The sequence below is a fragment of the Pseudomonas sp. NPDC008258 genome (assembly GCF_042956345.1).
In the GTDB taxonomy this organism is placed as follows: Bacteria; Pseudomonadota; Gammaproteobacteria; order Pseudomonadales; family Pseudomonadaceae; genus Aquipseudomonas.
The window spans coordinates 95,175-120,069 of sequence record NZ_JBIBGE010000015.1; the positions used below are offsets into that span (position 1 = coordinate 95,175).

At 62.3% G+C, this 24,895-nt stretch carries 23 protein-coding genes; 14 read left to right on the forward strand and 9 right to left on the reverse strand.

The features are described from left to right. Positions 1-39: 39 nt before the first annotated feature. Both ACFY9W_RS14450 and aspA read right to left on the reverse strand, forming a co-directional pair. Positions 40-1,032, reverse strand: coding sequence for an AraC family transcriptional regulator ligand-binding domain-containing protein (locus ACFY9W_RS14450; RefSeq protein WP_391131328.1), 993 nt, complete (start codon positions 1,030-1,032; stop codon positions 40-42). 178 nt (positions 1,033-1,210) lie between these two features. Then, positions 1,211-2,635, reverse strand: a complete 1,425-nt coding sequence (gene aspA, locus ACFY9W_RS14455; RefSeq protein ID WP_346644335.1) for an aspartate ammonia-lyase — start codon at positions 2,633-2,635, stop codon at positions 1,211-1,213. 182 nt (positions 2,636-2,817) lie between these two features. On the opposite strand from aspA, the gene ACFY9W_RS14460 reads away from it, so the two are divergent. The 5 genes from ACFY9W_RS14460 to ACFY9W_RS14480 all read left to right on the forward strand — a co-directional run bounded on the left by ACFY9W_RS14460 (position 2,818) and on the right by ACFY9W_RS14480 (position 6,433). Further along, the gene (locus ACFY9W_RS14460) at positions 2,818-3,750 is read left to right on the forward strand and encodes a LysR substrate-binding domain-containing protein (protein ID WP_391131330.1); all 933 of its coding nucleotides are present in this window, start codon (positions 2,818-2,820) and stop codon (positions 3,748-3,750) included. A 171-nt stretch (positions 3,751-3,921) separates the two neighbouring features. Continuing rightward, positions 3,922-4,413, forward strand: coding sequence for a 5-(carboxyamino)imidazole ribonucleotide mutase (gene purE, locus ACFY9W_RS14465; RefSeq protein WP_009684500.1), 492 nt, complete (start codon positions 3,922-3,924; stop codon positions 4,411-4,413). Between the two features lie 10 nt (positions 4,414-4,423). Next, positions 4,424-5,506 carry a 5-(carboxyamino)imidazole ribonucleotide synthase gene (locus ACFY9W_RS14470; protein WP_391131333.1) on the forward strand — a complete coding sequence of 361 codons (1,083 nt, stop codon included), beginning with the start codon at positions 4,424-4,426 and terminating at the stop codon, positions 5,504-5,506. Positions 5,507-5,605: 99 nt separating this feature from the next. Continuing rightward, positions 5,606-5,851, forward strand: coding sequence for a GlsB/YeaQ/YmgE family stress response membrane protein (locus tag ACFY9W_RS14475; RefSeq protein WP_010955824.1), 246 nt, complete (start codon positions 5,606-5,608; stop codon positions 5,849-5,851). 48 nt (positions 5,852-5,899) lie between these two features. Continuing rightward, the gene (locus ACFY9W_RS14480) at positions 5,900-6,433 is read left to right on the forward strand and encodes a DUF3299 domain-containing protein (RefSeq protein ID WP_161751323.1); all 534 of its coding nucleotides are present in this window, start codon (positions 5,900-5,902) and stop codon (positions 6,431-6,433) included. 125 nt (positions 6,434-6,558) lie between these two features. Here ACFY9W_RS14480 and ACFY9W_RS14485 read toward each other — a convergent pair whose 3' ends face one another. Together ACFY9W_RS14485 and ACFY9W_RS14490 are read right to left on the reverse strand one after the other, a co-directional pair. Beyond that, positions 6,559-7,455, reverse strand: coding sequence for a D-hexose-6-phosphate mutarotase (locus tag ACFY9W_RS14485; RefSeq protein ID WP_391131336.1), 897 nt, complete (start codon positions 7,453-7,455; stop codon positions 6,559-6,561). Between the two features lie 71 nt (positions 7,456-7,526). Then, positions 7,527-7,925 (reverse strand): acyl-CoA thioesterase, encoded by a 399-nt coding sequence (locus ACFY9W_RS14490; protein WP_016712731.1) that lies wholly within the window; start codon positions 7,923-7,925, stop codon positions 7,527-7,529. A gap of 361 nt (positions 7,926-8,286) precedes the next feature. Between ACFY9W_RS14490 and ACFY9W_RS14495 the strand changes: the two genes are divergently transcribed. From ACFY9W_RS14495 to ACFY9W_RS14530, 8 genes are all read left to right on the forward strand, one after another. After that, positions 8,287-9,576: an MFS transporter gene (locus ACFY9W_RS14495; protein WP_391131338.1), complete on the forward strand. Its 1,290-nt coding sequence runs from the start codon at positions 8,287-8,289 to the stop codon at positions 9,574-9,576. Positions 9,577-9,810: 234 nt separating this feature from the next. Next, a complete protein-coding gene (locus tag ACFY9W_RS14500) occupies positions 9,811-10,809 on the forward strand; it encodes a phosphate ABC transporter substrate-binding protein PstS family protein (protein ID WP_391131340.1) in 999 nt (332 codons plus the stop codon). A 139-nt stretch (positions 10,810-10,948) separates the two neighbouring features. Then, the gene (locus ACFY9W_RS14505) at positions 10,949-13,237 is read left to right on the forward strand and encodes a phosphate ABC transporter permease (RefSeq protein WP_391131342.1); all 2,289 of its coding nucleotides are present in this window, start codon (positions 10,949-10,951) and stop codon (positions 13,235-13,237) included. Between the two features lie 71 nt (positions 13,238-13,308). Next, positions 13,309-14,925 carry a phosphate ABC transporter permease PstA gene (pstA, locus tag ACFY9W_RS14510; protein ID WP_391131413.1) on the forward strand — a complete coding sequence of 539 codons (1,617 nt, stop codon included), beginning with the start codon at positions 13,309-13,311 and terminating at the stop codon, positions 14,923-14,925. 101 nt (positions 14,926-15,026) lie between these two features. After that, positions 15,027-15,860: a phosphate ABC transporter ATP-binding protein PstB gene (gene pstB / locus ACFY9W_RS14515; RefSeq protein ID WP_391131344.1), complete on the forward strand. Its 834-nt coding sequence runs from the start codon at positions 15,027-15,029 to the stop codon at positions 15,858-15,860. Positions 15,861-15,984: 124 nt separating this feature from the next. Continuing rightward, positions 15,985-16,755: a phosphate signaling complex protein PhoU gene (phoU, locus tag ACFY9W_RS14520; RefSeq protein WP_391131346.1), complete on the forward strand. Its 771-nt coding sequence runs from the start codon at positions 15,985-15,987 to the stop codon at positions 16,753-16,755. Between the two features lie 163 nt (positions 16,756-16,918). After that, positions 16,919-17,809 carry a response regulator gene (locus ACFY9W_RS14525; RefSeq protein ID WP_391131348.1) on the forward strand — a complete coding sequence of 297 codons (891 nt, stop codon included), beginning with the start codon at positions 16,919-16,921 and terminating at the stop codon, positions 17,807-17,809. Positions 17,810-18,007: 198 nt separating this feature from the next. Next, on the forward strand, positions 18,008-18,904 hold the full coding sequence (locus tag ACFY9W_RS14530; RefSeq protein WP_391131350.1) for a peptidoglycan DD-metalloendopeptidase family protein: 897 nt from the start codon (positions 18,008-18,010) through the stop codon (positions 18,902-18,904). A 100-nt stretch (positions 18,905-19,004) separates the two neighbouring features. Here ACFY9W_RS14530 and ACFY9W_RS14535 read toward each other — a convergent pair whose 3' ends face one another. The 3 genes from ACFY9W_RS14535 to phoB all read right to left on the reverse strand — a co-directional run bounded on the left by ACFY9W_RS14535 (position 19,005) and on the right by phoB (position 22,617). Continuing rightward, positions 19,005-20,345 (reverse strand): CNNM domain-containing protein, encoded by a 1,341-nt coding sequence (locus ACFY9W_RS14535; protein ID WP_391131352.1) that lies wholly within the window; start codon positions 20,343-20,345, stop codon positions 19,005-19,007. Positions 20,346-20,571: 226 nt separating this feature from the next. Next, positions 20,572-21,879, reverse strand: a complete 1,308-nt coding sequence (gene phoR, locus ACFY9W_RS14540; protein WP_391131354.1) for a phosphate regulon sensor histidine kinase PhoR — start codon at positions 21,877-21,879, stop codon at positions 20,572-20,574. A 48-nt stretch (positions 21,880-21,927) separates the two neighbouring features. Continuing rightward, positions 21,928-22,617, reverse strand: coding sequence for a phosphate regulon transcriptional regulator PhoB (gene phoB, locus ACFY9W_RS14545; protein WP_003253341.1), 690 nt, complete (start codon positions 22,615-22,617; stop codon positions 21,928-21,930). A gap of 172 nt (positions 22,618-22,789) precedes the next feature. Here phoB and ACFY9W_RS14550 point away from each other — a divergent pair, with 172 nt between their 5' ends. Beyond that, on the forward strand, positions 22,790-23,158 hold the full coding sequence (locus ACFY9W_RS14550; protein WP_391131357.1) for a hypothetical protein: 369 nt from the start codon (positions 22,790-22,792) through the stop codon (positions 23,156-23,158). A 123-nt stretch (positions 23,159-23,281) separates the two neighbouring features. Here the strand turns inward: ACFY9W_RS14550 and ubiA are convergent, their stop codons facing one another. Next, complete coding sequence (ubiA, locus tag ACFY9W_RS14555) at positions 23,282-24,172, reverse strand: 4-hydroxybenzoate octaprenyltransferase (RefSeq protein WP_391131359.1); 891 nt, start codon at positions 24,170-24,172, stop codon at positions 23,282-23,284. After that, complete coding sequence (locus tag ACFY9W_RS14560) at positions 24,172-24,729, reverse strand: chorismate lyase (protein ID WP_391131361.1); 558 nt, start codon at positions 24,727-24,729, stop codon at positions 24,172-24,174. The genes ubiA and ACFY9W_RS14560 overlap by 1 nt, the downstream gene beginning before the upstream one ends. Positions 24,730-24,895 lie beyond the last annotated feature (166 nt).

Genomic DNA, 24,895 nt, shown 5'->3' on the forward strand with positions numbered 1-24,895 from the left:
CTGTGGGAGAGGGCAAGCCCGCGAAAGGGCCAGAACAGGTCAACCGCGGAAGTGGCTGGGCGCCACACCACTCCAACGCTGGAAGGCATGCCGGAAGCTCGCGGTTTCGCTGAACCCCAAGGTCTCGGCAATCCGGTAGATCGGCATCTGCTCATCAGCCAGCAACTGCTTGGCCCGCTCAAACCGCAATTCGTCCAGCAACTGCTGATAACTGCTGCCAAGCGCCTGCAAATGCCGGCGCAAGGTGCGCGACGAGCAATTCATCTGCCGCGCCAGGCCTTCCAGCCCAGGTGCGGCATCCAGTTGCTGCGCCAGCAACTGGCGAATCCGCCCCAGCCAGGCCTGCCGGCCCGTAAATTCCAGGTTCAGGCGCCGGCAGCGTTCGCTCATGGCCTTGAGGGTAATGGGGTCGGCCAGTGGCAGCGGCATGTCCAGCCAGCGCCGCTCGAAAGCAAAGGCATTGTCCTGGGCATCGAAACCGACCGGGCACTGGAATGCACCGGCATAGAGCGCGTGGTAGCCGGGCCGGTTATGTTCGAAGCGCGCGCCAAGCAGCGGTAGCGGGCGACCAAGCAGGTCATCGCAGATCACTTTCAGCGAAACCATGCAGAACTCGGCATTGAAGGCGCTCAGCGCCGGGCTGTCGTGGTAATCACTGGCGCTGAACCAGACTCGCTGGCCGTCGTCGATCAAACGCAGCTTGAACACTGTTCCCAGCAGTGCCGGATACTCCAGCGCCAGGCGCAAGGCGTCACCCAAAGTGGCACTGGAGAGCAGGGCGTAACCGAGCATGCCGTAGCACGACACATGCATGCGCCGGCCCAGCTCCAGGCCAATATCCTCGCGCCGGGCCACGGCATTGGCGCACACCTGCAGTTCTTGTTGGGTAGTGATGCGTGCATCAGCATGCCCCAGGTCTGCCGGGCCAATGCCGCTGCCGGCCAGCAGGTCCGCAGCGTCACAACCGTCTGCCTGGAAGACGTTGAGAATCAGCGAAACTGCGTTGAGGGTAGTGAGGTGGCTGTGCAGCATTTGGGTAATCCCGATGGGCTGGGACGCATTATGGAGCAAGTTGTGTGCCGATATCCGGCGCCGCAGCACGGCCGCAAAAACCATCAGGCAAAAAAAGGCCCGAAGCATAGGCTCGGGCCTTGAAAGGTTGAGAGGTGTCTAGTCCCTTAACCTGGTGAGACTGTTTGCAGCGGTCGGGTTACGCCTTCAGCGGAACCAGACGGGGGGCGATCATGTTTTCCGGGCGCAGGATGTCGTTGAGCATCTCTTCGTCCAGCAGCTTCTCTTCACGCACCAGTTCCAGTACGCCGCGGCCGGTTTCCAGGGCAACGCGGGCGATACGGGTGGCGTTTTCGTAGCCAATGTACGGGTTCAGGGCGGTGACCAGGCCGATCGAGTGCTCGACCAGTTCACGGCAACGCTGTTCGTTGGCAGTAATGCCGACGATGCAGTGCTCGCGCAGCATGTCCATGGCCCGTTGCAGCAGGCGGATCGAGTCGAAGATCTTGTAGGCGATCAGCGGTTCCATCACGTTCAGCTGCAGCTGGCCACCTTCGGCGGCGACGGTCAGGGCCAGGTCGTTGCCCATGATGGCGAAGGCCACCTGGTTGACGGCTTCCGGGATAACCGGGTTGACCTTGCCTGGCATGATCGAGCTGCCTGGCTGACGCGCTGGCAGGTTGATTTCGTTGATGCCGGTGCGCGGGCCGCTGGACAGCAGGCGCAGGTCGTTGCAGATCTTCGACAGCTTGACTGCGGTACGCTTGAGCATGCCGGAGAACAGTACGAAGGCACCCATGTCGGAAGTGGCTTCGATCAGGTCGGCAGCCGGTACCAGCGGCTGGCCGCTGATAGTTGCCAGGCGCTGAACGGCCAGGGCCTGGTAGCCAGGGTCGGCGTTGATGCCGGTGCCGATGGCGGTACCGCCCAGGTTGATTTCGGTCAGCAGTTCCGGGGCCAGCGAGCGCAGGCGCTGCAGGTCTTCGGTCATGGTGGTGGCGAAGGCGCGGAATTCCTGGCCCAGGGTCATCGGCACGGCGTCCTGCAGCTGGGTACGGCCCATCTTCAGTACGTGGTCGAACTCTTTACCTTTGGCAGCGAAGGCCTGGATCAGGCTGTCGAGGCTGGCCAGCAGGGCGTCGTGACCCAGCAGCAGGCCCAGGCGGATAGCGGTCGGGTAGGCGTCGTTGGTCGACTGCGCCATGTTCACATCGTTGTTCGGGTGCAGGTACTGGTACTCACCCTTCTGGTGGCCCATGGCCTCCAGCGCGATGTTGGCGATGACTTCGTTGGCGTTCATGTTGGTGGAAGTGCCAGCACCGCCTTGAATCATGTCCACCACGAACTGCTCGTGGTAGTCGCCTTTGATCAGTCGGCCGCAAGCGGCGCTGATGGCGGCGTGCTTGGCATCGCTCAGGTGCCCCAGCTCACGGTTGGCGTCAGCAGCAGCCTGCTTGACCATCGCCAGGCCGACTACCAGTTTCGGGTAGTGCGACAGCGGAACGCCGGAGAGGTGGAAGTTGTTGGCAGCGCGCAGGGTCTGGATGCCGTAGTAGGCATCAGCAGGAACTTCAAGGGTACCCAACAGATCTTTTTCGACGCGGAACGATGCAGCGGAGGACATGATGTATATCATCTCGATTTTGACCCGGCACATGCCGGAATGGCGCCAATCCTAGGCCTGAAGGTGATTTTGCGGCCAATGCTGTTGCACGCTAACCTATGCACAAACGGCATAGTGTTTCATGTGACGCCAATTGACATTCGAGCGTGTTCCATTTTGGTGCACGCCAGGAGATGTGCTTCGTGAACCTTGAAAGCAAATGGCTGGAAGACTTCAGCGCACTGGCCTCCACCCGCAGTTTTTCCCAGGCGGCAGAGCGGCGGTTCGTTACCCAGCCGGCCTTTAGCCGGCGCATTCGCAGCCTTGAAGCAGCGTTGGGCCTGCAGCTGGTGAATCGTTCCCGCACGCCGATCGAGCTGACCGAGGCTGGCCAGCTTTTTCTTGTCACGGCGCGTACTGTTGTCGACCAGTTGAGCGAAATTCTGCGCCATTTGCATCATCTTGAAGGCGGGCAGGGCGAGGTGGTGCAGGTGGCTGCGGCGCACTCCCTGGCGTCGGGCTTTTTCCCCCGCTGGGTGGCCCAGTTGCGCAATGACGGCTTGAACATCGCCACCCGCCTGGTTGCGACTAACGTCGGAGATGCCGTGCACGCATTACGTGAAGGTGGCTGCGACCTGATGCTGGCCTTCTATGACCCGGACGCGGCCTTGCAGATGGACGCCGAGATTTTCCCGTCGCTGCACATGGGCACCACGGAAATGTTGCCGGTGTGCGCCGTGGATGCCGAAGGCAAGCCGCTGTTCGACCTGGAAGGCGAGGGCAGTGTGCCGCTGCTGGCCTATACCGCAGGCGCTTTCCTTGGGCGCTCGGTCAATTTGCTGCTGCGTCAGCGCAACCTGCGCTATACCACCGTCTATGAAACGGCCATGGCCGACAGTCTCAAGAGCATGGCGCTGGAAGGCATGGGCATCGCCTGGGTGCCGCGCCTGTCGATGCGGGGCGAACTGGAACGGGGCGAACTGGCCATCTGTGGCGGCAGCCAGTGGCACGTACCGCTGGAGATCCGCCTGTACCGTTGCGCCCTGGTACGCAAGGCCAACGTACGGCTGCTGTGGCGCAAGCTGGAAGGTGCGGTGGCGGTTGACCCAAAAGTCAGCCAAAGCCCCGAAAAATAAGGGGCGACAGTTGGTCGCCGGGGTGCCTTAAACGCACCACCTTACGGTATACTGCGCGGCCTTTCGACCGGATGCGTCCGGTCCTGATCAGCAAACAAGCCACGCCGGTCGTCCCGCGTGGCTTGTTGTTTTTTGACGCGCCCACGGGCGCACAAGCGAAGAGGCTCGACGATGAGTGCACTGGTTGGCGTGATCATGGGCTCCAAGTCCGATTGGTCCACCCTTAGCCACACCGCCGATATGCTGGAAAAACTCGGCATTCCCTACGAAGTGAAGGTGGTTTCTGCCCACCGCACCCCGGATCTGCTGTTCCAGTATGCCGAGGAGGCCGAAGGCCGTGGCATCGAGGTGATCATCGCCGGTGCCGGTGGCGCAGCCCACCTGCCAGGCATGTGCGCCGCCAAGACCCACCTGCCGGTGCTGGGCGTGCCGGTGCAGTCGTCGATGCTGTCGGGCGTCGATTCGCTGCTGTCGATCGTGCAGATGCCAGCCGGCGTGCCGGTTGCCACCCTGGCCATCGGCCGTGCCGGTGCCGTCAACGCTGCGCTGCTGTCGGCCAGTATCCTGGGCGCCAAGTACCCGCAGTTCCACGCGGCGTTGAAGCAGTTCCGCACGGAACAGACCGACACCGTGCTGGACAACCCAGACCCGCGCCAGGCTTGAGGCTCAACCCATGAAGATCGGTGTAATCGGTGGCGGCCAGCTGGGCCGCATGCTGGCTCTGGCGGGCACCCCGCTGGGCATGAACTTCGCCTTCCTCGACCCGGCGCCGGACGCCTGCGCCGCGCCATTGGGCGAGCACCTGCGTGCCGACTACGGTGACCAGGACCACCTGCGCCAGCTGGCCGACGAAGTCGACCTGGTCACCTTCGAGTTCGAAAGCGTCCCGGCCGAGACCGTGGCCTTCCTCTCGCAATTCGTGCCGGTCTACCCAAGCGCCGAAGCGCTGCGCATCGCCCGCGACCGCCTGTTCGAGAAAAGCATGTTCCGCGACCTGGGTATCCCGACCCCGGCCTTCGCCGACATCCTCTCGCAGGCAGACCTGGACGCCGCGGTAGCCAGCATCGGCCTGCCGGCCGTGCTGAAAACCCGCACCCTGGGTTACGACGGCAAAGGCCAGAAGGTGCTGCGCACGGCAGAAGACGTGGTAGATACCTTCGCCGAGCTGGGCAGCGTGCCCTGCCTGCTGGAAGGCTTCGTGCCGTTCACCGGTGAAGTGTCGCTGGTGGCCGTGCGTGCCCGTGATGGCGAAACCCGCTTCTACCCGCTGGTGCACAACACCCACGAAAGCGGCATCCTGCGCCTGTCGGTAGCCAGCCAGGCGCATCCGCTGCAGGCCCTGGCCGAAGACTATGTTGGCCGCGTGCTGCAGAAGCTGGACTATGTAGGCGTGATGGCCTTCGAGTTTTTCGAAGTCGACGGTGGCCTGAAGGCCAACGAAATCGCCCCACGTGTGCACAACTCCGGGCACTGGACCATTGAAGGCGCCGAGTGCAGCCAGTTCGAGAACCACCTGCGCGCTGTCGCCGGCCTGCCGCTGGGTTCCACGGCCAAGGTGGGTGAGAGCGCGATGCTCAACTTCATTGGTGAAGTACCGGCTGTGGACAAGGTTGTCGCCATCGATGACTGCCACCTGCACCACTACGGCAAGGCCTTCAAGGTAGGCCGCAAGGTTGGCCATGCCACCCTGCGCTGCCATGACATGGCTACCCTCGAGCGCAAGATTGCCGAAGTAGAAGCCCTGATCAGCAACTGATCGAACTTCTGCCACCGGCTTGCCCTCTGAAAATGGCAACAAGCCTGAGCGCTGTCTAGGCTTTGGCTTGTTCCATCTTCGAACTGCAGAGGGATTGCCATGGGCATCATTGGAACCATCTTCATCGGCCTCATCGTCGGCCTGCTGGCCCGCTTCATCAAGCCGGGTGACGACAGCATGGGCTGGATCATGACCATCCTGCTGGGTATTGCCGGCTCCCTGCTGGCCACCTATGGCGGCCAGGCACTGGGTATTTACCAGGCTGGGCAGGCGGCGGGCTTCTTTGGCGCGCTGGTCGGTGCCGTGGTACTTCTGGTGATCTACGGATTCATCAAGAAACGCTGAATAGTGGTTAGAATGCCCGGCAATTCATCCGAGTTGCCGAGCATTTCCATGCGTGCCTTTTTCCTTGTCCCCTTGCTGTTGGCCAGCGCCCTGGCCCATGCCGAACTGCCCGAAACCGACTGGCTGGAGCTGATGCCCAAGTCGGACCAGAAGGCGCTCGAGCAAATGCCTGAAATCGACCACAACTCGCCGGAAGCCATGGGCACCTTTACCGACAAGGGCGGCTTGAAGCAGAGCAAGGGCTTGCCGGCGGTGATGTACTCCACCAAAACCGTGGCGGCCATGAACGGCAAGGACATCCGCCTGGGCGGCTACCCGGTGCCGCTGGAAAGCGATGCCAAGGGCAACAGCACGCTGTTCTTCCTGGTGCCGTACCCGGGCGCGTGCATCCACGTACCGCCACCGCCGCCGAACCAGCTGGTGTTGGTGCGCTACCCGAAAGGCCTCAAGATCGATGACATCTACACGCCGCTGTGGGTCAGCGGCACGCTGAAGGTGGAAAAGGTCAGCAATGACCTGGCCGATGCGGCCTATGCGCTGGATGCAGGCAAGGTGAGGGTGGTGGAAGACGCGGACCTCTGATTTTTCTGTGCCGGCCTCTTCGCGGGCTTGCCCGCTCCCACAGGTACACCACAATTTTCAAGGTTTGTAGAGAACCTGTGGGAGCGGGCGAGCCCGCGAAGAGGCCGGTACAGGCGCTGCAACACTCAGATCATTTCACACCCGATCCTGACCCCCAGCGAACTGCTGGCCCCAGGCTTCAACTCCACCAGGTCATCCCACACATTCGCCGTCTCGATGCACAGCATCCGCTGCCAGCCGTCATCGGCCATGTCCGCCAGCTCCTTGGCCCGCTCGGTCCAGGGGTTCCAGATCACCGCCGAGCGTGACCCGCTGCTGGTCAAGGTAATGCGCCGCCCCCAATGCGGGTCGACAATGCTCAGGGTTTGCGGGGTGTCGAGGTAGATCCGGTCAGTCTCCCCGGCAAACTCAAGCGCCCCTTGCTGCTGGCGCTGTTCCCAGTCAGCCAGGGTTTCGATATAGCCCAGCCCCTCGACCCCTTCGACCCGCGCCTGGCGTACATCGCTGACTGCAAAGTAGCTGTGCAAGGCCTGGCTGATGGTCACCGGGGTATTACCCATGTTGCGGCTGGTCAGCTTCAGTGCCAGTGCTTCTCCCAGGTGCACCACGAGCTTCAGCTCGACGTCATGGGGCCAGTCGGGCAGGTCGCCTTGTGCTTCAGGCAGTTCGAATTCAATGCGCAGCCCGTCGCCTGCTTCTTCGATACCCAGCAACTGCCAGTCACGTGAGCGCGCCAGACCATGGGCAGGGGCCTGCTCGCCGTGGTACATGGCCTGCACGGCCTGGGGGTTGCGCTGCAAGTTGCCGAACCACGGCCAGCACACCGGTACCCCGGCACGTACCGACTTGCCCTTGCGGAAGATGGCCTGGTCGCTCAGCCACAGCAGCGGTGGCTCGTCCACCCGCTGGTAGCTGAGGATCTGCGCGCCCTGCTGGGCGATCAGGAGTTCGGCGCGGTCGCTGCTGATACGCCAGCAGTTCAGTTCGCCATGTTGCTCGGTTACGACCTGGTAGGTAGCCATTGCATTCATCTCATTGATTGCCAGTGGGCCTTGGACCCGGGCACATGCAATGAGTTTACCGCTGGCGTTGCTCAGCGACGAGGCACAGAGCGGGTGCGGCCGCTGCCGTCGATGGCGACGAAGACGAATACCGCCTCGGTCACCTTGCGCCATTCGCTGGAAAGCGGATCGTCGCTCCACACTTCGACCATCATCCGGATCGAGCTGCGGCCGATTTCCAGGGTCTGGGTGTAGAACGACAATTGCGCGCCCACCGCTACCGGTACCAGAAAGGCCATGCGATCAATGGCCACGGTTGCCACGCGGCCACCGGCGACGCGGCTGGCCATGGCGGTGCCGGCCAGGTCCATCTGGGCGACCAGCCAGCCGCCAAAGATGTCGCCAAACCCGTTGGTCTCGCGTGGGAGTGCAGTAATTTGCAAGGCCAGGTCGCCTTGCGGGATGGGATCTTCTTGTTCGAGCTCAATCATGCGATGGGGCCTCTGACCCGTGACGCTTTTCGTTGGTGTGGCGCAAAGGCCGGGTAAACGATTCAGCTGGAAACATACTACGCCGATTTCGTTTCACTGGACGGCCGTAGGGAAACTCTGCGAAACCGTCTGACATAAAGACCGGCGTTTTCGCACAACATCCCACGCGAGCAGCAACCTTTTCCTACGAACTGCCAGTATATAGAGCATAACGGCCAGCGACGACCGCGCATTCATGAATATCTGTATGGATTTTGTATCGCTTTCGGCGCAGCTCGGCAATTTGCTATCTTCGCCTGTCCCCTAATCCAGAAGCCGCGTGCCAAGCGGCCTGCATGCCCTACAAAGAGAACAACGAGCGATGACTTCCGTGCCCAGCAGTATCGAGCAGCCCTCGCGGCCGCTGACCCGCAGTGACTACAAGACCCTCTCACTGTCCGCCCTGGGCGGCGCGCTGGAGTTCTACGACTTCATCATCTTCGTGTTTTTCGCCACGGTGGTCGGCAAGCTGTTCTTCCCGGCCGACATGCCAGAGTGGCTACGCCTGATGCAAACGTTCGGCATCTTCGCCGCCGGCTACCTGGCGCGGCCGCTGGGCGGCATCGTCATGGCCCACTTCGGCGACCTGCTGGGGCGCAAGAAGATGTTCACCCTGAGCATCTTCATGATGGCCCTGCCAACCCTGATCATGGGCCTGCTGCCCACTTATGCCCAGATCGGCATGTGGGCGCCGATCCTGCTGCTGCTGATGCGGGTGATACAGGGCGCGGCAATCGGTGGCGAGGTCCCGGGCGCCTGGGTATTCGTGTCCGAACACGTGCCGGCGCGCAACACCGGCTACGCCTGCGGCACCCTGACTGCGGGGCTGACCTCGGGCATCCTGCTGGGGTCGCTGGTCGCTACGTTGATCAACACCATCTATACCCCCGAAGAAGTGGCGGATTACGCCTGGCGTGTACCGTTCCTGCTCGGTGGTGTATTCGGCCTGTTCTCGGTTTACCTGCGCCGCTGGCTGCACGAGACCCCGGTATTCGCCGAGATGCAGCAGCGCAAAGCCTTGGCAGAAGAACTTCCGCTGCGTGCGGTGCTGCGTGATCACCGTGGCGCGATTGTGCTTTCGATGCTGCTGACCTGGCTGCTTTCGGCTGGCATCGTGGTTGTCATCCTGATGACCCCTGCACTGTTGCAGACGTTCTATCACGTCAGCCCCACCGACTCGCTCAAGGCCAATAGCCTGGCAATCGTCCTGCTCAGCGTTGGTTGCATCGGCGCTGGCCGCCTGGCCGACCGTTTTGGTGCGGGGCGCGTTTTCATCGTCGGCAGCCTGTTGCTGCTGGCGAGCTCATGGACCTTCTACCATAGCCTGCCCACTCGGCCAGACCTGTTGTTCCCTCTTTATGCACTCACCGGATTGTGCGTCGGTATCGTTGGTGCAGTCCCGTATGTGATGGTAAAGGCCTTCCCGCCGGTGGTGCGTTTCAGTGGGCTGTCGTTCTCCTACAACATGGCCTACGCGATCTTTGGCGGGTTGACGCCGATGGTGGTGACTGCACTGCTGAAAGTAAGCCCGATGGCGCCTGCCTATTATGTGGCCGGGCTGTGTGCTGTTGGTCTGGCTGTGGGGCTGTACCTGCTCGCCAACAAGCGCTGATCTGCGTTCGGGCTGCTGGCCTCTTCGCGGGCATGCCCGCTCCCACAGGGACCCCATAGGCTTCGAAGCCTGTGCAATACCTGTGGGAGCGGGCGTGCCCGCGAAGGGGCAGGCCTGCCTGCAGTGATGGCCTTTCATCCAATTGTCACATTCAAGTCATATCGTGTTCATGCGGCCTACCGATACTTGGGCCCGTTCCATCCAACACCCCAATATTCCTGCTAGGAGCAAGGCATGAAACTGAAGCGTTTGATGGCGGCCCTTACCTTCGCCGCCGCGGGCGTTGCAACCGCCAACGCGGTAGCCGCCGTCGATCCGTCGATCCCGACCTACACCAAGACCACCGGTGTATCGGGCAACCTCTCCAGCGTAGGTTCCGACACCCTGGCGAACCTGATGACGCTGTGGGCCGAGGCCTACAAGAAGGAATATCCGAACGTAAACATCCAGATCCAGGCTGCCGGCTCCTCCACCGCGCCACCCGCGCTGACCGAAGGCACCGCCAACCTCGGCCCGATGAGCCGCAAGATGAAAGACGTCGAGCTGCAGGCCTTCGAGCAAAAGTACGGCTACAAGCCGACCGCCATCCCGGTTGCCGTCGACGCCCTGGCTGTGTTCGTGCACAAGGACAACCCGATCAAAGGCCTGACCATGGCTCAGGTTGACGCCATCTTCTCTTCCACCCGCCTGTGCGGTGGCAAGGCCGAGATCAAGGCCTGGGGCGACGTGGGTGTGACCGGCGACCTGGCCAACAAGCCAATCCAGCTGTTCGGCCGCAACTCGGTATCGGGCACCTACGGCTACTTCAAGGAAGAAGCCCTGTGCAAAGGCGACTTCAAGCCTAACGTCAACGAACAACCTGGCTCGGCTTCGGTCGTGCAGTCGATCAGCTCCTCGCTGAACGGCATCGGCTACTCGGGCATCGGTTACAAGACCGCCAGCGTCAAAACCGTAGCCCTGGCCAAGAAAGAAGGCGGCGAGTTCGTTGAAGACAACGAAGCCAACGCCCTGAACGGCAGCTACCCGCTGTCGCGCTTCCTGTACGTTTACGTGAACAAGGCCCCGAACAAGCCTCTGGCCCCGCTGGAAGCCGAGTTCGTCAAGCTGGTGCTGTCGCAAGCTGGCCAGCAGGTCGTGGTGAAGGATGGCTACATCCCGCTGCCGGCCAAAGTCGTCGACAAGACCCTGGCTGACCTGGGCCTGTCGCACGCCGGTAATGTTGCAAAGAAGTAAGTAACTGATGAAGAGGCCGGTGCCACTGCCCGGCCTCTTCCACGAATTCCAAGTCCGAAGCCAGGTATCCTGTGCGGCGGGCTTTCGCGCGTCACCACTTTGTAATGTTTTTGTCACACGGGACCGCTAGGGTGTGCGCATGAATGATCTGGCCAATTCCAACATGACCCAAAACTCCCAGCCCGTGCGCATTGATTTCAATACGCCCGAGTTGCAACGCAAGCGCCGCATGCGTGCGCTCAAGGACCGCCTGACCCGCTGGTATGTACTGGTGGGCGGGCTTGCCGTATTGGCGGCCATCACCCTGATCTTCTTCTACCTGGCCTATGTGGTGCTGCCACTGTTCCAGGGTGCCCACCTGACCAGCAAGCAGGCCCTGGCGCCGACCTGGCTGCAGCAGGATGCCGGCAAGCCGCTGATGATCGCGCTTGAAGAGCAGAACCTGGTGGGGATGCGGGTTTCGGACAAGGGCCAGGCATTGTTCTTCGACACCAAGACCGGTAACGAGCTCAAGCGTGTCGACCTGCCCGTGCCGGCAGACGCCCAGGTTACTTCGATCAGTGCCGATCAGCCGGGCAGCCCGCTGGTGGTACTGGGCTTGTCCAATGGCCAGGCGTTGGTGTTCCACCACACCTACAAGATCACCTACCCGGACAACAAGAAGACCATCACCCCCAACATCGACTACCCGTATGGCGAGCAGCCGTTCGTACTCGACGAACAAGGCCGTGCGCTGGATCACGTCAGCGTCAACGTCAATGGCGACACGTTGGTACTGGCCGGCTCCACCGGCGCGCAACTGCAGGTGCTGGAGCTGACCCGCAGCGAAAACATGATGACCGAAGAGGTCACCACCGAGCAGAACCGCATCGTCCTGCCGCAGATGACCGAGGTGGTGAAGAACATCTTCATCGACCCGCGTCAGCAATGGCTGTACGTGATCAACGGCCGCGCCACGGCCGATGTGTTCAGCCTGCGCGACAAGAGCCTCAATGGCCGCTACAAACTGTCCGAAAGTGCCGACACCGAAGTGACCGCCACTGGCCAGTTGGTCGGTGGCATCTCGCTGATCATCGGTGACTCCAACGGCGGCCTGGCCCAATGGTTCATGGCCCGCGACCCGGACGGCGAATCGCGCTTCAAGCAGATCCGTACCTTCCAGATGGGCAAGGCGCCTATCGTGCAGATCGACGCCGAAGAGCGCCGTAAAGGCTTTATCGCGCTGGACGCAGACGGCAAGCTGGGCGTGTTCCACAGCACCGCGCACCGTACCCTGCTGGTCGAGCCGGCTGCCGAAGGCCCTGGCATCCTGGCCCTGTCGCCACGCGCCAACCGCATCATCATTGAAGAAGGCGGCAAGCTGCTGCCGCTGAGCCTGCGCAACCCGCACCCGGAAATCTCCTTCAGCGCACTGTGGGGCAAGGTGTGGTACGAGAACTACGACGAGCCGAAATACGTCTGGCAATCGACCGCCTCGAACACTGACTTCGAGCCCAAGCTGAGCCTGTCGCCGCTCACCTTCGGTACCTTGAAGGCCGCGTTCTACGCGATGATCCTGGCCGCCCCGCTGGCCATTGCCGCGGCTATCTACACCGCCTACTTCATGGCCCCGGGCATGCGCCGCAAGGTCAAGCCGGTGATCGAGCTGATGGAGGCCATGCCGACGGTGATCCTCGGCTTCTTCGCCGGCCTGTTCCTGGCGCCGTACCTGGAAGGCCACCTGCCAGGTGTGTTCAGCCTGTTCCTGCTGATGCCGTTCGGCATCCTGCTGGCCGGTTTCACCTGGACGCGCCTGCCAGAATCGATCCGCCTGCGTGTGCCGGATGGCTGGGAAGCGGCGATCCTGATCCCGGTCATCCTGTTTACCGGCTGGTTTGCCCTGACCATGAGCCCGCACCTGGAAAGCTGGTTCTTCGGCGGTGACATGCGCCTGTGGATCACCAATGACCTTGGCATCACCTACGATCAGCGCAACGCCCTTGTCGTTGGTATCGCCATGGGCTTCGCGGTTATCCCGAACATCTACTCCATTGCCGAAGACGCCGTGTTCAGCGTGCCACGCAGCCTGACCCTGGGCTCCCTGGCCCTGGGTGCGACGCCCTGGCAGACGCTGACCCGCGTGGTCATCCTCACCGCCAGCCCGGGTATCTTCTCGGCGCTGATGATCGGCATGGGCCGTGCGGTGGGCGAAACGATGATCGTGCTGATGGCCACCGGCAACACCCCGGTGATGGAGATGAACCTGTTCGAGGGTATGCGCACCCTGGCCGCCAACGTGGCCGTGGAAATGCCGGAATCGGAAGTCGGCGGCAGCCACTATCGCGTGCTGTTCCTGGCCGCCCTGGTGCTGCTGATGTTCACGTTCGTGATGAACACCTTGGCCGAGCTGATTCGCCAGCGTCTGCGCAAGAAATACTCGTCGCTTTGATAGAAAGGTAGCGATCCGTGAAAAAGGATTCCCTCAAAGGCTGGTTCAAGAGCGGTGCCCCAGGCGTCTGGATGAGCGGCGGTGCGGTGGCCATGGCGGTGATCATGACCGTCGGCTTGCTGGCAGTGATTGCTGTGCGCGGCCTGGGCCACTTCTGGCCGGCTGATCTGGTGCAGGCCACCTACAAGGTGCCGGGCCAGGCTGACCACGTCGTCATTGGCGAAGTGGTGCAAAAGGAAGAAGTACCCCGGGCCCGCCTGAAAGGCGCCGGCCTGCCGGTACCGGACCAAGGCCCGGAGTTCATGACCCGCGAGCTGATCAAGGTCGGTAACCGCGACCTCAACGGCAGCGACTTCACCTGGGTGGTCGGCGACTGGCTGGTTGACGAAAAACGCCCGGCCGAGCTGATGGCCCTGGAGCGCCGCGAGTGGGGCAACTTCTACGGCTACCTGGTCAGCGTCAAGGAAGAAGGCCGCGTGGTTGCCGAAGGCCCGGCTGCCTGGCACGAACTTCAAGCCCGCCTCAAGCGTGCCAACCAGCTCAACGGTGAGTTGCAGCAGCTGGAGAAGAAAGACATCGGTGCCATCAACCATGGCCTTGAGCGCCTGCGCCTGCAGGCCCGCAAGCTGGAGCTGCATGGCCAGCTGGACGCCGCTGCCCAGGCCGACATGGACGCCGACCGCGCCGAACTGAACAGCCGCTACAAAGCCATTGAAGACCGGTTGAGCGGCCTGCACCAGGCCTTCGCCCGCGACAGCCTGGTGGCCCGCGATGGCAATGGCCGTGAGGTTGAAATCAACCTGAGCAAGATTGTGCACGCCATTCAGCCGAACGGCATGTCCGGCTTCACCAAGCTGGGCACCTACTTTGCCAAGGTCTGGGAGTTCCTCAGCGACGACCCGCGTGAAGCCAACACTGAAGGCGGTATCTTCCCGGCCATTTTCGGTACCGTGATGATGACCCTGATCATGGCCGTGATCGTCACCCCGTTTGGCGTGCTGGCGGCTGTCTACCTGCGTGAATACGCCAGGCAGGGCCCGGTCACACGCCTGATCCGCATTGCGGTGAACAACCTGGCTGGCGTGCCCGCGATCGTCTACGGCGTGTTCGGCCTGGGCTTCTTCGTGTACGTGCTGGGTGGCTCGATCGACCGCCTGTTCTTCCCCGAAGCATTGCCGGCACCGACGTTGGGTACCCCTGGCCTGCTGTGGGCATCGCTGACCCTGGCGCTGCTGGCCGTACCGGTGGTGATCGTGGCCACCGAAGAAGGCCTGGCGCGCATTCCGCGTACCGTGCGCGAGGGCTCGCTGGCCCTGGGCGCAACCAAGGCCGAGACGCTGTGGAAGATCGTCCTGCCCATGGCCAGCCCGGCCATGATGACCGGCATGATCCTCGCCGTGGCCCGCGCCGCCGGTGAAGTGGCGCCGCTGATGCTGGTGGGTGTAGTGAAGCTGGCGCCGTCGCTGCCGGTGGACGGCAACTACCCGTACCTGCACCTGGACCAGAAGATCATGCACCTGGGCTTCCACATCTATGACGTCGGCTTCCAGAGCCCGAACGTCGAGGCCGCACGGCCTCTGGTGTACGCGACCGCGCTGTTGCTGGTGCTGGTGATTGCCGCCCTCAACCTTTCGGCGGTGTGGATCCGTAACCACCTGCGCGAGAAGTACAAGGCGCTGGACAGCTGATTGAAGCTTTAAGCCACAAGCGGCAAGCTTCAAGCAGATTGCCGCTTTGCCCAAACTTGCAGCTTGCAGCTCGAAGCTTGCAGCTACAGACGGAGTCAACCATGCAGAACGAATCCCATACCCACGGCATCGACATGTCTGCCTTGGGCCGCAACAAGCAGAGCCTGCAACTGGCCGATGAAACCGTGGCCATCGAAGTACCGGGCCTGAGCCTGTTCTACGGCGACAAGCAAGCGCTGTTCGACGTCAGCATGAACATTCCCAAGCAGCGCGTGACCGCCTTCATCGGCCCGTCCGGCTGTGGCAAGTCGACCCTGCTGCGCACCTTCAACCGCATGAACGACCTGGTTGACGGCTGCCGCGTGGAAGGCGCCATCAACCTGTACGGCAACAACATCTACCGCAAGGGCGAAGACGTGGCCGAGCTGCGCCGCCGTGTGGGCATGGTGTTCCAGAAGCCCAACCCGTTCCCCAAGACCATTTACGAGAACGTGGTATACGGCCTGCGTATCCAGGGCATCAACAAGAAGCGCGTGCTGGACGAAGCGGTGGAGTGGGCGCTGAAGGGCGCGGCGCTGTGGGACGAGGTCAAGGACCGCCTGCACGAATCGGCGCTGGGCTTGTCCGGTGGCCAGCAGCAGCGTCTGGTCATTGCCCGCACCATCGCCGTCGAGCCGGAAGTGCTGCTGCTCGATGAACCGTGCTCGGCACTGGACCCGATCTCGACCCTGAAGGTCGAAGAACTGATCTACGAATTGAAATCCAAGTACACCATCGTCATCGTGACCCACAACATGCAACAGGCGGCCCGTGTTTCGGACTACACCGCGTTCATGTACATGGGCAAACTGGTCGAATTCGGGGATACCGACACCCTGTTCACCAACCCGGCCAAGAAGCAGACCGAAGACTACATCACCGGTCGCTACGGTTAACAGCCACAGTCTTCAGGCTGTCCCCGCCCCATGTGGGAGCGGGCATGCCCGCGAAGCAGGCGACGCCGAAAGCAGGGAATGACACGAACAATTTGAAGCTTGCAGCTTCTTCGCGGAGCGAACGATGATCAACAAAGAAAGCCTTACCCACCATATTTCCCAGCAGTTCAACGCCGAGCTCGAAGAGGTACGCAGCCACCTGCTGGCCATGGGCGGCCTGGTGGAGAAGCAGGTCAACGATGCGGTCACCGCGCTGATCGAGGCCGATTCGGGCCTGGCCCAGCAAGTGCGCGAAGTCGACGAGCAGATCAACCAGATGGAGCGCAACATCGACGAGGAATGCCTGCGCATCCTCGCCCGTCGCCAGCCGGCAGCCTCCGACCTGCGCCTGATCATCAGCATTTCCAAGTCGGTAATCGACCTGGAGCGCATCGGCGACGAGGCGACCAAGATTGCCCGCCGCGCCATCCAGTTGTGCGAAGAAGGCGAGTCGCCCCGCGGCTACGTCGAAGTGCGCCACATTGGCGACCAGGTACGCAACATGGTTCGCGATGCGCTGGACGCCTTTGCCCGCTTCGACGCCGACCTGGCATTGTCGGTGGCCCAGTACGACAAGACCATCGACCGCGAGTACAAGACCGCCCTGCGCGAGCTGGTGACTTACATGATGGAAGACCCGCGCTCAATCTCGCGGGTATTGAGCGTGATCTGGGTGCTGCGCTCGCTGGAGCGTATCGGTGACCACGCACGCAACATCTCCGAGCTGGTGATCTACCTGGTTCGCGGTACCGATGTGCGCCACATGGGCCTCAAGCGCATGACGGCAGAAGTGCAGGGTACCGCCGTCGCCGATGCCGAAAAGGCTAATGTTCCGGGCGAATCTGACGATAAATAAGGTTGCTCCCGAGCATCCACGCCCGGCCTAGGCCGGGCGTTTTCGTTTGCGGTCGAGGAGCCGGCAGGCACCCGCGAACGATGCGAAGAAGTCCCGGCGTGACCAGGTTGTAGCAAGTAGCCACTATTTGGCAGTAGGCTAGTCGGGATTAAAAGGAGTATCGATGAGTAAAGTGAATGTGCTGGTCGTGGATGACGCCCCGTTTATCCGTGACCTGGTCCGCAAGTGCCTGCGCAATGCCTTCCCGGGCATGGCCATCGACGACGCCGTCAACGGTCGCAAGGCCATGGCGATGCTGGACAAGGAAGCATTCGACCTGGTCCTGTGCGACTGGGAAATGCCGGAAATGTCTGGGCTGGAACTGCTCACCTGGTGCCGTCAGCAGCCTGCGCTGAAAAACCTGCAGTTCATCATGGTGACCAGCCGTGGCGACAAGGAAAACGTCATCCAGGCGATCCAGGCGGGCGTTTCCGACTTTGTCGGCAAGCCGTTCACCAACGAGCAGCTGCTGACCAAGGTGAAAAAGGCACTGGCCAAGATCGGCAAGCTCGAGAGCCTGACGGCCATCGGCCCGGCGCGGGCCAACTCGGCATTCGCCAACGATTCGCTCAGTGCGCTGACAGGTGGCAAGCCAGAGGCGGCCAAGGTGGCGGCACCCGTGCCCGCTGCGGCCAAGCCATTGGCCAGCGCACCCACACCGCCAGCGCCTGCACCGACCGGCCGTGGCCAAGGCCAGTTGCGCCTGGCCAGCGGCACGCAACCTTGCGTAATCAAGGCGCTGAGCCTGAAAGAAGCCCTGCTGGTAGTGCGCCGCAGCGCGGCGTTGCCGCAGGTGCTGGAAGGGGCTGTGCTGGACCTGGAACAAGGTGAGAGCGCCGAAGTCGCGCGCTTGAACGGTTACCTGCATGCCGTTGCCGCATTGGAGCCCAAACCTGACAGCGACTGGCTGCAATTGACGTTCAAGTTCGTCGATCAGGATGCCCAGAAGCTCGATTACCTGTCGCGGCTGATTGCCCGCGGGACTGCGCAGAAGCACTTCACCCCAGGCGCCTGAGTATCGGCTACTGGCCTCATCGCCGGCAAGCCAGCTCCCACAGGATGCGCACGAGGCCTGAGGCTGGCGCTGTACCTGTGGGAGCTGGCTTGCCGGCGATGAGGCCAGGCCTGCGGTCGCCATCCGACCAACTGCAATACCCACCACAGAACCCGCTGCTAGGCTTCGACAAATCAAAACTGTCAAAAAGCCACTATCATGCCCACGCGCCTGCTGCTGTTCTGTGCATTGCTCATGGTCTCGGCGTCGAGCCTGGGTGTGACCCTCTACAAGATCACTGACGATTACGGTGTGGTCTCCTATTCCGACCGCCCAGGCCCTGGCGCCAAGCCCTTGGTGCTGCGCGACCCTATGGTCGAAACGTTGGAGGGCCAGGTGTTGCTGAACGCCAAGGTCTTTGACGGTGGCGTGAGTTTTTCGGCACGCAACGAGCTGCATGTTCCCGTTGAAGTCGAGTTGCGATTAGACAACCTGGTGAACGCACAGGGCGGCGATGCCCCGCGTATCGTGCGTAGGTTGCTGCCGCCGCGTACCACGCAAATGCTCAGCGTGCTCCGGGGGCGGCCAGGGCTGCTGCTGAATTACCGTTCGACCCTGCTGCAGGCCATGGGTGACCCGGGTATGCGCCCCCAAGGCTTCCGTTATGCGTTCCCTTGGGTTGGCGGGCCGTTTCGCGTCACCCAGGGGCCTAACGGGCGGGTCAGCCACTTCGGGCCCAAAGGGCGCTACGCCATGGATATCGCCATGCCCGAAGGCACCACCATCATTGCTGCACGCGAGGGCGTGGTGGTAAAGACAGAGAACAGCCAGAGCGGGCGGGCGCCCAACCCTTCGGGCAACTTTGTCAGGATTCTGCACCCCGATGGCACCATGGGCGTGTACCTGCACCTGATGCGCGGTTCGGTGGTGGTAGCGGAGGGGCAGCGGGTGCGCCAGGGGCAGGTGCTGGCCAAGTCGGGCAATACCGGCAACAGCACCGGGCCGCACCTGCATTTTGTGGTCCAGCGCAATGTGGGGTTGGCGCTGGAGTCGATACCTTACAGGTTCGACAAGCCGATCAGCGGGTTGCCGGATTTTACTGCGGGTAACCCATGATCTGTGCCGGCCTCTTCGCGGGCTCGCCCGCTCCCACAGGTAATCTGAAAGGCCCGGCCTCAGGTGATCCTGTGGGAGCGGGCGAGCCCGCGAATGGGCTTTAATCCAGCTTCAGCACCTTGGCCAGCACGATCTTCGGCCCTTTCATCTTCTTGATGATGATGCGCAGCCCTTCGACCTCCAGCACTTCCTCTTCTTCAGGTACGCGCTTGAGTGTCTCGTAGACCAACCCTGCCAGGGTTTCTGCCTCGATGTGGTCGAGGTCGATGCCCAGCAGGCGCTCAACCTTGAACAGCGGCGTATCACCGCGTACCAGCAGTTTGCCCGGCTGGTAGGCGAGGATGCCGCGCTCGGTCTTGCGGTGCTCGTCCTGGATATCGCCCACCAGCACTTCCAGCACGTCTTCCATGGTCAGGTAGCCGATTACCTTGCCGTCGGCTTCTTCCACCAGCACGAAGTGCGCACCCCCTTTGCGGAACTGCTCCAGCAGTTGCGACAGCGGCATGTGCCGCGATACGCGCTCCAGCGGCCGGGCGAGGTCGTCCAGGTCGATGGTCTCGGGCAAGTGCTCCAGCTCGGCCAGCTCCAGCAGCAGGTCCTTGATGTGCAGCAAACCGGTGAACTCTTCACGCTCTGCGTCATACACCGGGTACCGGCTGAACTTGTGGCGGCGCACCAGGGCCAGGATCTGCTTCAGCGGTGCATGGGCGTCGATGCTGACCATGTCCTCACGCGAGTTGGCCCAGTCGACCACTTCCAGCTCGCCCATTTCCACGGCCGACGCCAGCACGCGCATGCCTTGGTCGCTTGGGTCCTGGCCACGGCTGGAGTGCAGGATCAGCTTGAGTTCCTCACGGCTGTAGTGGTGCTCGTGGTGCGGGCCTGGCTCGCCCTGGCCGGCTATGCGCAGGATGGTGTTGGCGCTGGCATTGAGCAGGTAGATGGCCGGGTACATCGCCCAGTAGAACAGGTACAGCGGTACTGCCGTCCACAGCGACAGCAGCTCGGGTTTGCGGATGGCCCAGGATTTGGGTGCCAGCTCACCGACCACGATGTGCAGGTAGGAGATGACGAAGAAGGCGATGAAGAACGAGATGGCCTTGATCAGCTCGGGCGAGTCGACGCCAAAGTAGGCGAGCAGCGGCTCCAGCAGGTGGGCAAACGCCGGTTCGCCAACCCAGCCCAGGCCCAGGGAGGCGAGGGTGATACCCAGCTGGCAGGCCGACAGGTAGGCGTCGAGCTGGTTGTGTACCTTGCGCAGGATATTGCCGCGCCAGCCATGCTGTTCGGCAATGGACTCTACGCGGGTGGCGCGCAGCTTGACCATGGCGAACTCGGCGGCAACGAAGAAGCCGTTGAGCAGCACCAGCAGCAAGGCAAAGATGATCATGCCGAAGTCGGCGAATAACGAGGTGAGGCTGATACCAGGGGAAGGGTCCATGATGGAGTTTTTACGGGGTCCGTCTTAGAAATAGAGAGAAAAAAAGTGCCAGCTCTAGCTGGCACAGGGGATCCAATGTAGCGGCTGAAGCCGCAAAAGCAAAGGGTGCTGGATTTTTTGGGGGCGCGTTGCGCCCCATCGCCGGCAAGCCAGCTCCCACAGGGAAAGCGGAACACCTGTGGGAGCTGGCTTGCCGGCGATGGGCTGCAAAGCAGCCCCAAGGGTCTCAAGCCTTGCCGTTGGCCAATTGTGCCGGCAAAAAATGACAGGTAAAGGTACTGCCATGCCCCGGCACACTGCTGATTTCCAGCTTGCCGCGGTGGCGCATCAGCACATGCTTGACGATCGCCAGCCCCAGGCCGGTACCACCGGTATTCGACGCCCGGCTGGAGTCGACCCGGTAGAAGCGTTCGGTCAGGCGGGGCAAGTGCTTGGCGTCGATGCCCACCCCCGAGTCCTGTACCGACAAGTGTGCACCCTGGGCATCGGCCCACCAGCGGATACGGATGTTGCCTTCGTCCTGGGTGTACTTGACCGCGTTGAACACCAGGTTGGAAAAGGCACTGCGCAGTTCAGACTCGCTACCCTTGAGCTTCACGCCAGGCGCCGCTTCCAGCGTGATGCGCTGGTTGCGTGGCCCGGACAGCGCCTGGGCGTCGTTCTTGATGGCGGTGAGCAAGGCATCGACTGCCACCGGCTGGTTGTCCGACGGGTAGTCGGTGGCTTCCAGCTTGGCCAGCAGCAGCAGGTCGTTGAGCAGCGTCTGCATGCGCGAGCCTTGCTGGCTCATCTGCTGCAAAGCGCGCTTCCAGCGCGGGTTCACGTCTTCGACGTTATCCAGCAGGGTTTCCAGATAGCCGGTGATCACGGTAAGCGGCGTGCGCAGCTCGTGCGAGACGTTGGCGACGAAGTCCTTGCGCATCTGTTCCAGCTGGTGGATGCGCGTGACATCGCGCACCAGCATCAAGTGCTCGTTGTTGCCATAACGGGTGATGTGCAGTTGCACACGCATGCGGTCGTTGATTGGCGAGGGGATTTCCAGCGGTTCGAGGTAGTTCTCCGCTTCGAAGTACTCCTTGAAGCGTGGGTGGCGCACCAGGTTGGTGACCTGCTGGCCACCGTCCTGTGGGGTCTTGAAGCCCAGCAGGGTTTCGGCGGCACGGTTCCACCACTCCAGGTTGCCGTCGCTGTCGAGCATGATCACGGCGTCACGCAGTGCGGCAGTGGACTCCTGCACCCGGTCGATCACCGCCTGCAGGCGGCCACGCACTCGCTGGTCGCGGCGTTGCAGGTGGTAGATGCTGTCGAACACCTCACCCCACAGGCCGTAGCCATCGGGCGGTGCTTCATCGGGTTGGTGATTGCGCAACCAGTCGTGCAGGCGCAGCAGTTGCTTGAGGGTCCAACCCAGGTAGAGCGCCAGGCCAATGGCCAGGCTCCAGCCATAGTAGCCACTGACCAGCCCACCGATCAGGCAGACGGTAAACAGCAACAGCAGGTGGCGAATCAGGGTCGCGTGCCAGTTCTGGTTCAATTGACGGTCCTTGTACAACAACGTGCAGCGTGGCGCTTTTGAACTCGATCAGCTCTTGGTCGAGAAGCGGTAGCCAGTGCCCCGGACGGTTTGTACCAGATTTTCATAGGCTTCACCCAGCGCCTTGCGCAGGCGGCGGATGTGCACGTCAACCGTGCGTTCCTCGACATACACGTTGCCACCCCACACTTGGTCCAGCAGCTGGCCACGGGTGTAGGCGCGCTCCTGGTGGGTCATGAAGAACTGCAGCAGGCGGTATTCGGTGGGGCCCATCTCGGCCGGCTTGCCGTCGATGGTCACGCGGTGGCTGATCGGGTCGAGCAGCAGGCCGCCGACTTCGATCGGTGCTTCGCTGTCGCTCGGGCCGGTGCGGCGCAGCACGGCTTTCAGGCGCGCCACCAGCTCACGCGGCGAGAACGGCTTGGTGATGTAGTCGTCAGCGCCCACTTCCAGGCCCTGGATCTTGTTGTCTTCTTCACCCTTGGCGGTGAGCATGATGATCGGGATGTCGCCGGTCAGCTCGTCGCGCTTGAGGCGGCGGGCCAGCTCGATGCCGGAGGTGCCTGGCAGCATCCAGTCGAGCAGGATCAGGTCCGGTTTGCGGTCGACGATAATCGCGTGGGCCTGTTGGGAGTTTTCCGCTTCCAGGCAGTCATAGCCGGCCATTTCCAGGGCAACGGCGATCATCTCGCGAATGGGCGCTTCGTCGTCGACGATCAGAATGTTTCTGCCAACCATGCTCAAAACCTCTCCTGGATTCGGTGTCTTGGCCCGCATTAGATAACGGAATTATTGCAGCTGTGTGACAGGGTGTTGGCCGTTCTGGCGACATTCCGTGACTGGACTAGGCTTGAAAGGGCCGCAGCGGCGGCAACCCGAACCTAATCCCCCCGAAACAATGGTGAATCCAATGACACGACAAACGCTGAGCTGGATGGCCCTTTTCGCTGCGCTGGCGCTCCCGGGGGTGGCGTCGGCCCACCATGCCATGGAGAAGGACGGCATGTGGGTCGATCATGCCGGCATGACGTTGTACACCTTTGACAAGGATGCGGGTGGCAAGTCGATGTGCAATGGCGAATGCGCTACCAACTGGCCGCCGTTGAAGGTCATGGATGGTGAAAAGCCTGACGGCAAGTGGACACAGATCAAGCGTGATGACGGTTCGATGCAGTGGGCTTACGACGGCAAGCCGCTATATACCTTCGTCAGGGACAAGAAGGCCGGGGACAAGACCGGTGATGGCGTGAAGGATGTCTGGCATATCGCCAAGCCTTGAAATTGCCGGGGCCGCTTTGCGGCCCTTTCGCGACACAAGGCCGCTCCCACATTGATCGGCGTATGCAGGACCATGTGGGAGCGGCCTTGTGTCGCGATGGGCTGCAAAGCAGCCCCAGAGTTTTCAGCGCAGTGCGTAGTCCAGCACCACACCAATAAACACCAGCAACCCCGCCCAGTGATTGTGCAGAAACGCCTTGAAGCACGACTCCCGGTCCAGCTTGCGTGTCGACCAGTACTCCCACGCAAAGCACGCCGCCGCACCCAGCAACCCCAGGTGGAACCAGCCCCCCAGCTCGAAGCGGCTACCCGCCAGCAACAGGCAGCCCAGCGACAGCAGCTGCAAGGTCAGGATGATGGTGCGGTCGGCCTCGCCGAACAGGATTGCGGTCGACTTCACTCCAATCTTCAGGTCGTCATCGCGGTCGACCATGGCGTAATAGGTGTCGTAACCCACCGTCCACAGCAAGTTGGCGATGTACAGCAGCCAGGCGCTGGCCGGCAGTTCGCCACCCGCTGCCGTGAAGGCCATGGGAATGCCCCAGGAATACGCGGCACCCAGCACCACCTGTGGGTAATAGGTATAGCGCTTCATGAACGGGTAGCAGAACGCCAACGCCACCGCGCCAAACGACAGCCACACCGTGCGGCTATTGGTGCACAGCACCAGCAGGAAGCTGACCCCGACCAGGATGGCGAACAGTGCCAATGCCTCGCGCGGCCGGACCCGGCCACTGGCCAAGGGCCGGTCGGCGGTGCGCTTGACGTGGCCGTCCACCTTGCGGTCGGCAAAATCGTTGATGCAGCAGCCTGCAGCGCGCATCAGCACCACGCCAAGGCCGAAGATCAGCACATTGGCCAGGGTCGGTGAACCGTTGCCGGCGATCCACACCGCCGACAAGGTTGGCCACAGCAGCAGGTAGATACCGATCGGCCGGTCCATGCGGCTGAGCTGGACGAAGTCCCAGGCCCGCGGGTGCAGGCGGTTGAGCGACTTGAGCAGTTGCAGGTACATCAGCGGTTCTCCTCCTTGGCCGCTTGCCACAGTGCCGGCAGGAATACTTCTGCCACCAGCAGGTCCAGGCCGCCACGCTCGAAGCGCGAACGGCGCCCCCACAATGCGTCATGAGCGGCTTCGGTTGGCAACCATGCCTGTGGATAACTGCACACTTCAATGGGGTGGCGAATGAACGCCTGGTCGCAGAACAGCAACTCGCCCAGCGAGCGGCTGCCCAGGGTTTCAAGGTCCAGCCCGCCGCGCTCCAGGGCGCTGCGGCTGGCGACGCTGTGGGCGAATACCCAGGGTTGGCCATGGCCGCGCAGGTATACCTCGCGTACCCAGCCTTCGGCGCCGGAGGCAATGCCCAGCGCCTGGCATTCATCATCGCGCAGCGGCTGCCAGCCCTCGAACAGCGGGGTAACAGAGAAGTGATCAAAGGACAGGCGGGTCAGGCGGCGGGTCAGCGAGCCCTCGTCGAACAGCCAGTCAAGGGTGGGCTGGTCGATGTCGGTCGCCAGCCGTGAATACGGCAGCCACGCCACAGTGGCTGCTTGCGGGGATTCGTACGACACGTCGGTCTGCTTGTTACAACCAGAGAGGCGGCGAGCTTAGCATGATTGCCCCGACTGCTTGCATACTGGTGGCGGGGCCGCTACAAAGCCCCCAAGAATTGCGCGTCGGCCCCATTCGCGGGCTCGCCCGCTCCCACAGGTTATGCACCTCGCCCTGTGGGAGCGG

Excerpts from the sequence above, each read along its gene's own strand:
- ACFY9W_RS14450 (WP_391131328.1), bottom strand. The coding sequence starts at position 1,032 with ATGCTGCACAGCCACCTCACTACCCTCAACGCAGTTTCGCTGATTCTC.
- aspA (WP_346644335.1), bottom strand. The coding sequence starts at position 2,635 with ATGTCCTCCGCTGCATCGTTCCGCGTCGAAAAAGATCTGTTGGGTACC.
- purE (WP_009684500.1), top strand. The coding sequence starts at position 3,922 with ATGAGTGCACTGGTTGGCGTGATCATGGGCTCCAAGTCCGATTGGTCC.
- ACFY9W_RS14470 (WP_391131333.1), top strand. The coding sequence starts at position 4,424 with ATGAAGATCGGTGTAATCGGTGGCGGCCAGCTGGGCCGCATGCTGGCT.
- ACFY9W_RS14475 (WP_010955824.1), top strand. The coding sequence starts at position 5,606 with ATGGGCATCATTGGAACCATCTTCATCGGCCTCATCGTCGGCCTGCTG.
- ACFY9W_RS14480 (WP_161751323.1), top strand. The coding sequence starts at position 5,900 with ATGCGTGCCTTTTTCCTTGTCCCCTTGCTGTTGGCCAGCGCCCTGGCC.
- ACFY9W_RS14485 (WP_391131336.1), bottom strand. The coding sequence starts at position 7,455 with ATGGCTACCTACCAGGTCGTAACCGAGCAACATGGCGAACTGAACTGC.
- ACFY9W_RS14490 (WP_016712731.1), bottom strand. The coding sequence starts at position 7,925 with ATGATTGAGCTCGAACAAGAAGATCCCATCCCGCAAGGCGACCTGGCC.
- ACFY9W_RS14495 (WP_391131338.1), top strand. The coding sequence starts at position 8,287 with ATGACTTCCGTGCCCAGCAGTATCGAGCAGCCCTCGCGGCCGCTGACC.
- ACFY9W_RS14500 (WP_391131340.1), top strand. The coding sequence starts at position 9,811 with ATGAAACTGAAGCGTTTGATGGCGGCCCTTACCTTCGCCGCCGCGGGC.
- ACFY9W_RS14505 (WP_391131342.1), top strand. The coding sequence starts at position 10,949 with ATGAATGATCTGGCCAATTCCAACATGACCCAAAACTCCCAGCCCGTG.
- pstA (WP_391131413.1), top strand. The coding sequence starts at position 13,309 with ATGAGCGGCGGTGCGGTGGCCATGGCGGTGATCATGACCGTCGGCTTG.
- pstB (WP_391131344.1), top strand. The coding sequence starts at position 15,027 with ATGCAGAACGAATCCCATACCCACGGCATCGACATGTCTGCCTTGGGC.
- phoU (WP_391131346.1), top strand. The coding sequence starts at position 15,985 with ATGATCAACAAAGAAAGCCTTACCCACCATATTTCCCAGCAGTTCAAC.
- ACFY9W_RS14525 (WP_391131348.1), top strand. The coding sequence starts at position 16,919 with ATGAGTAAAGTGAATGTGCTGGTCGTGGATGACGCCCCGTTTATCCGT.
- ACFY9W_RS14530 (WP_391131350.1), top strand. The coding sequence starts at position 18,008 with ATGCCCACGCGCCTGCTGCTGTTCTGTGCATTGCTCATGGTCTCGGCG.
- ACFY9W_RS14535 (WP_391131352.1), bottom strand. The coding sequence starts at position 20,345 with ATGGACCCTTCCCCTGGTATCAGCCTCACCTCGTTATTCGCCGACTTC.
- phoB (WP_003253341.1), bottom strand. The coding sequence starts at position 22,617 with ATGGTTGGCAGAAACATTCTGATCGTCGACGACGAAGCGCCCATTCGC.
- ACFY9W_RS14550 (WP_391131357.1), top strand. The coding sequence starts at position 22,790 with ATGACACGACAAACGCTGAGCTGGATGGCCCTTTTCGCTGCGCTGGCG.
- ubiA (WP_391131359.1), bottom strand. The coding sequence starts at position 24,172 with ATGTACCTGCAACTGCTCAAGTCGCTCAACCGCCTGCACCCGCGGGCC.